Below are 6,778 nucleotides of genomic sequence, written 5' to 3'. Positions count from 1 at the left end.
CGAAAAGAAAGGTGAGAATCCTTTCCACCGAAAGCCCGAGGGTTCCTGAGCAACGATCGTCGTCTCAGGGTAAGTCGGGACCTAAGCCGAGGCACAGACGCATAGGCGATGGACAACAGGTTGAAATTCCTGTACCGGATGGAGTCATTTGAGCAATGGAGTGACGCAGGAGGGCACATGATCGCGCGACTGGAAGAGCGCGTCCAAGTGCGTATGTTGAATCGGAGGCAAATCCCCGATTCTGAAAGCAGAGACATGATGGGGAGTTATAAGCGATTATGACGAACTCATGGATCCCACACTGCCAAGAAAAACTTCTAGCGAGACGAAATCCGCCCGTACCGTAAACCGACACAGGTAGGCGGGGAGAGAATCCTAAGGTGCGCGGGAAAACCCTCGTTAAGGAACTCGGCAAATTGCATCCGTAACTTCGGGAGAAGGATGGCCCTGAGTAGGCGAAGTGCAGAAACGCACGGAACAGAAAAGGGTGGCAGAAAAGAGGCCCAAGCAACTGTTTACCAAAAACACAGGTGCCTGCGAAAGCGAAAGCTGAAGTATAGGTGCTGACGCCTGCCCGGTGCTGGAAGGTTAAGGAGAGAGGTTAGCGCAAGCGAAGCTTTGAACTGAAGCCCCAGTGAACGGCGGCCGTAACTATAACGGTCCTAAGGTAGCGAAATTCCTTGTCGGGTAAGTTCCGACCCGCATGAAAGGCGTAATGATTTGGGCGCTGTCTCAACGAGGGGCCCGGTGAAATTGAAATACCTGTGAAGATGCAGGTTACCCGCGACTGGACAGAAAGACCCCATGGAGCTTTACTGCAGCTTGAGATTGAATCCCGGTGGCAGACGCACAGGATAGGTGGGAGGCTTTGAGATAGTGACTTTGGTTGCTATGGAGCCGACGTTGGGATACCACCCTTCTGTTGCTGGGATTCTAACGCGAAGATTAACAACCTTGCGGACCATCTCAGGTAGGCGGTTTGACTGGGGCGGTCGCCTCCGAAAGAGTAACGGAGGCGCCCAAAGGTTCCCTCAGGCCGGACAGAAACCGGCCGAAGAGTGCAAAGGCAGAAGGGAGCTTGACTGCGAGACAGACAAGTCGAGCAGAGACGAAAGTCGGGCTTAGTGATCCGGTGGTACTGCGTGGAAAGGCCATCGCTCAACGGATAAAAGCTACCCTGGGGATAACAGGCTAATCTCTCCCAAGAGTTCATATCGACGGGGAGGTTTGGCACCTCGATGTCGGCTCATCACATCCTGGAGCTGGAGTAGGTTCCAAGGGTTGGGCTGTTCGCCCATTAAAGTGGTACGCGAGCTGGGTTCAAAACGTCGTGAGACAGTTTGGTTCATATCCATCGCGGGCGCAAGAAGTTTGAGGGAGGCTGCTCCTAGTACGAGAGGACCGGAGTGGACGGATCAACGGTGTACCAGTTGTCACGCCAGTGGCACGGCTGGAAAGCCGCATCCGGAAAGGATAAACGCTGAAAGCATCTAAGCGTGAAGCCCGTCCCAAGATGAGACTTCTCATCAGCAATGAGTAAGACCCCTTAAAGACGATGAGGTTGATAGGCTGTGAGTGGAAGAGCCGCGAGGCTTGGAGCGACGCAGTACTAATAGGTCGAGGTCTTAACTTAATTTCACAAAAGCACGACCGGCTTGAAAGAGCCTTCGGAACTTCTTCTGTATAGTTTTGAGAGAACAGACTCTCAGATTCAGTGGCGATAGCTGTGAGGATACACCCGTACCCATGCCGAACACGGTAGTTAAGCTCACAAACGCCGAAAGTACTTGGCTGGAAGCGGCCTGGGAGGATAGGAAGCTGCTGATTAACTAGAAAATAGCACTTACTTAATTGTAAGTGCTATTTTTATTTGTGCAGATACCTGCTGTGTCATCTCGGCTGGGATGGCTGGGAGGAACAAGCAGAGCTGATTAAGAAAGAAGGACGTCAATCATTGCGATTGGCGTTTTTTTATTTTGTTAGAATACCTGCTACCTCATCTTGGCTGGAATGGCGAACAACAAGTATCGCTGATTAATAGAAAGGATGTCAATCGTTTTGATTGGCGTTTTTATTTTATCTATACTATTATGTTCAGATACATCTCGGCCGATACGGTGAACAACGGGCCGAGATGATCCAAGGAAACTATCCAGCAATTATGACAGAATAAGTTATTACTTTATTCAAAACACAACAAAATGTCTTTGAATGATTGTCTTTTAGGTTGCTTTATTATATAAGTTAAATGATAATTATTATATATAGACATAGGAGTGCAGTTGTTTTTATCTGCTTTAGGACACTTTCTACTTTGTACTGCACTCGGACAGTGATCATTTTATCAGCGTGCATCTGGGAGAGCTTTTATGAATAAATTTTTAGCAAAGAATAAAGTTAATCTTGAAAAGATGTTTTTAGTTATCTTTTTGTATATATATATGATCACATTTTTAGCGTATATCCTGACTGATCATTTTTATTCTTATGGATTTAATATTGGAGTCTTATATTCTGCACTTCTTTTTGCTTTTGCATGGTGGATCTGCGGATTTAGACGGAATTTTCTTATTGCATATCTCGGGATGATGTTTTTTCTCTGCAGCGGAATTCTAATTAAATTATTTGATCATATCATCGTAATGGCGTTAGATATTTTTGTAAACATTTCTCTAGCGAGTATAATCTGGATATCTATCCTCCTTATAGGCTTCTGCATTAATAATATTGCAGCTATTTTGTGAAAATGCAGCGTAGGGCGTGTAATTGCTGGTCTGTGGATTATTTTCAGCCTTATACCTTTTGCTTTATCTAATTTGCTGTTTTGGATATATTATATTGTCAGCCATCATTATTTACGTTCCGATATTATTTTAGCGGTCTATCAGACAAATTTAAAAGAAGCTATAGACTATTTATTGACTCAAAATATATTTAGCCTGCTCTTTGCTTTTCTAGGATTTTTATTGGTTACGTAGTGCGTATAATCTGTATCAGCATGCGAAAACGTATTGAATTTGCTTCGCGCCGGTATCTATGGGGGTCGTTAATTCTTACAATTTTTCTTTTGTTTTTAGGTGTGAAGGTAACATATTCATTTGTCGGGTACGAACCCGTGCGTATTATGGATTCCTTCAAGAATTCGGTTAAAAGATATACCTCTTTCGCTAAAAACCGACAGGAAAGGATGCAGTATTTATATAACTTAGGTACACTCTCAGTGCTTCCAGAGCATAAAGGGATCTATGTACTTGTCATTGGTGAGTCAACAGCAAGAGATCATATGTCCGTTTATGGATATCGTTTTGATACGACGCCCTGGATGTCTCAATTTGTTAAAGAGCCAGGCACCATCTGTTTTAAAAAAGCATATTCAAATTATGTGACTACGGTTCCCGTCTTGACCTATGCATTGACGGATAAGAATCAGTATAATTCTGTATCTATGGCACAGGCCTATTCATTGATAGAAGTTGCTGCCGCGGCGGGATTTGATACTTACTGGATCAGTAATCAGGAGCGCTATGGTATTTTTGATACACCTATAGCTGAAATCGCATCTATGGCCAATCATCAGATTTGGTTGAATGGCGATGTTGGTGAATATATACGCTCAAATTATTATGATGAGGAGTTGGCAGATCAGACTCCAGACCTCAAAAATGCAGACAATGCTCTGATTGTATACCATCTTATGGGCTGTCATCAGTTATATACAGAACGTTATCCCTTTAAGTATCAAAAGTTTGATCGTAAGGTTAGCAAAACCAGCGAATATGATAATGCTATACTTTATACGGACTATGTGGTGAGCAGGCTGTATGACCTTGTCAAGGACAATCCTAATTTCCAGGGATTTATATATTTTTCTGATCATGGGGAAGAACCTGATGATGGGACGGCTCATGAACCGACTAAGTTTTCCAATCAAATGACACGTATTCCTCTCATTGCTCATTTTTCAGAAAGATATAGGGAAAATCACTCTTATTTATTCTCTCCTTTGATCGATCAAAGGAGTTCATATTGGACTAATGATCTTCTGTACAACTTTATGGTAGAGATTATGGGTATTCAGGGCGCACCTATGGAAGAATCGAATCTTACCCTCGGGAATATTGCATATGACAGAACAAAGGATAATTCTTTGACAATGCATGGTGAGAGGAGAATAGAATCCTAAGTGAAGGTATATTAAAATCTTAATGAAATCAATGTATTCTCAATGTGTGAGAATTTTTGAAAGATTAAGAAGTACAAGGCGTTGGCTGATTACAAGTCAACGTCTTTTTCATTTTCCATTTATACGTTATCGAATACTGCTTTTCGATAAAAAATAGAAGGGTAACCGTATTTTACTAAACTCATTCAGATTATATAATTTTTCTTTTGTTTTCTTCCGGATTCGCCACTTATCGAACATTATTAAGATTTTATAATTTGGATACATAAGTGACTTATGGTATAATAAAAGATATTAATATATCGCTATAGATTTATCTATAACGAGTTTAGGGAGAACAGCTCAACTAGGCTTAATCTCTCTTTTGCTGTGTTTATTAATCAGAATGGATTGATGAAGTGCAGTTATTATAAATTATTGTTTTTTGACTGGAGGCGGTTCCATTGGATGATTCTCGTAAATTCCCATTCCGTTCCACTTTTAATTCATGGGTCACGATACCCGGAATTATAGTGATATTGGCAGTTGTGATTGCATGTGCTGCTTTCCCGGGATCTTCAGGTTACTATCTCAATGAAGCAAAACAATGGATTACCAAATCTTGGGGCTGGCTCTTTATTCTTGGCGTATCCTGCTTTGTTATTTTTCTCCTTCTCCTCTGCGTCAGCAAATTAGGGGATATACGTCTGGGAGATGATGATGAAGAACCTGAGTATCCGTTTTTATCCTGGATTGCAATGCTCTTCGCTGCCGGAATGGGAATCGGACTTATGTACTTTGGCGTAGCCGAACCAATTTCTCACTATGCCCTTCCTCTTGATCCTAACCTGTCTCAGGGGGCTCGTGCTGAAACTGCCATGCTCAATACATTTTTCCATTGGGGGATACACGCTTGGGCAATCTATGGTGTACTTGGACTGGCATTGGCGTATTTTGGTTTCCGCTATCATTTGCCGCTGACCGTAAGAAGTGGTTTTTATCCACTGCTTAAGAATCGTCTGGATGGTGCTCTCGGCCGTATTATTGATATAACTGCACTTTGCTGTACGATTTTCGGTATTACAACAACATTGGGATTCGGCGCTCTGCAGCTTGGAGCAGGATTGAAGCAGATTGGCTTCATTTCTCATATTGATATGCCCCAGCTGATTGTCATCATAATTGTTTCGATATCGTTTTCGATTTTATCTGCGATATCAGGAGTTGGTAAGGGTGTTCGCCATTTAAGTGAAATTAATCTGCTTTTAGCACTTGGACTGCTGCTTTTTGTCCTGCTTGCGGGGCCTTCCATGATGATTATGAGTGATTTCACGCAGAATCTTGGCGAGTATATCCATAATATTATTCCTTTGAGTTTCAGGACATTTGCCTATGATCCTGAAAATGAAGGATGGTTCACTTCCTGGACGGTCGTTTACTGGGCATGGTGGATTGCCTGGGCGCCATTTGTCGGCATGTTCATTGCAAAGATTTCCAGAGGGCGTACGATTCGTGAGTTTGTCCTTGGGGTCTTGTTCGTTCCGACTTTGTTCAATCTGCTTTGGATGACTATTTTTGGGAATAGTGCCATCTGGGTGGATTTGCAGACCAATGGCTCTATTTCTGCAATTTCAGGCGAGACAGAAGCTTTGCTCTTCGCTTTCCTGAATCATCTTCCGCTGGGTAGTGTGACATCTTTCATTTCTGTTGTCATCATTGCATTATTTTTTGTAACTTCGGCTGACTCTGGTATTTTTGTTATCAATACCATTGCTTCCTATGGCAAATCCGGATTCCCTAAATGGCAGAGTATTTTCTGGGGCGCATCTTTAGCTCTTCTGGCTATTGTCCTTTTATATTCCGGCGGTCTTGGGGCACTGCAGGCGATGACGATGGTTATGGCGCTTCCGTTCCTGGTTGTCATGATTGTTCTTTGCTTCTGCTTGTGGGACGGTCTTTTAGTCGATAACGGATATTTCAGCCGCGGGCTTTCTGTTTGTACTTCCTACTGGACGGGCTCCTTGTGGAAGGAAAGGCTTCATTCTATGTCTAGAAAACCAGATCTCGTGAATGCCAGAAAGTTTATCAGGGAAGTGGCTGTACCGGCTTTTGAAGAACTGGCAGATGAGATGAAAAAGTATGGAGTAGAAGCTACGGTTGAGTATGATTCTGAATCGCTGCTTCCTAAAGCGGAGTTTATTATTAAGCAGGATTCTATTAGAAATTTCAAGTATGGTATTGATTGCGAAATCCATAATGTTTCTGATTTTGCCATCAAAAATGACTCCATGCCTCAAGTTGATAGTGAAGTTGTTTATGTTCCCATGAGTTATTTTGAGGATGGCAGAACCGGGTATCCTGTCCGCTATATGAAGAAAGATGAGATTATTGTTGATATATTGAGACAATATGATAGATTTACAAAACTGGTTTCTGATAAAAAACATAAACTTTTCATCTTCGATACAGAAGATTAATCAGATGGTTTCAGAAATACAGTTTATTAAATAAGAGAAGGTCCTGGATTGGCAGCGTCAATCGGGGCCTTTTCTTATTTACGGAATACTTCACTGATATTTGTTATTCTGATAAGTTTTCGTTGTATAATAAAAAATA

The 6,778-nt window shown here is 42.3% G+C and carries 2 protein-coding genes and 2 rRNA genes (1 of these 4 only partly in view); all 4 read left to right on the top strand.

Annotation, left to right across the window (positions count from 1 at the left end):
- Nucleotides 1-1,633 (top strand): 23S ribosomal RNA (locus Dia5BBH33_RS06195) (it extends 1,292 nt beyond the left edge of the window).
- A gap of 77 nt (nucleotides 1,634-1,710) precedes the next feature.
- Nucleotides 1,711-1,827: ribosomal RNA gene (gene rrf, locus Dia5BBH33_RS06190) — 5S ribosomal RNA — on the top strand.
- A 1,297-nt stretch (nucleotides 1,828-3,124) separates the two neighbouring features.
- The gene (locus Dia5BBH33_RS06185; RefSeq protein ID WP_162501768.1) at nucleotides 3,125-4,183 is read left to right on the top strand and encodes a phosphoethanolamine transferase; all 1,059 of its coding nucleotides are present in this window, start codon (nucleotides 3,125-3,127) and stop codon (nucleotides 4,181-4,183) included.
- A gap of 443 nt (nucleotides 4,184-4,626) precedes the next feature.
- A complete protein-coding gene (locus Dia5BBH33_RS06180; protein WP_108850845.1) occupies nucleotides 4,627-6,639 on the top strand; it encodes a BCCT family transporter in 2,013 nt (670 codons plus the stop codon).
- The last annotated feature ends 139 nt before the right edge of the window (nucleotides 6,640-6,778 follow it).

The sequence above is a fragment of the Dialister hominis genome, assembly GCF_007164725.1.
Lineage (GTDB): Bacteria > Bacillota > Negativicutes > Veillonellales > Dialisteraceae > Dialister > Dialister hominis.
This window is presented reverse-complemented; position numbering and strand designations above follow the sequence as displayed.

Excerpts from the sequence above, each read along its gene's own strand:
- Dia5BBH33_RS06185 (WP_162501768.1), top strand. The coding sequence starts at position 3,125 with ATGGATTCCTTCAAGAATTCGGTTAAAAGATATACCTCTTTCGCTAAA.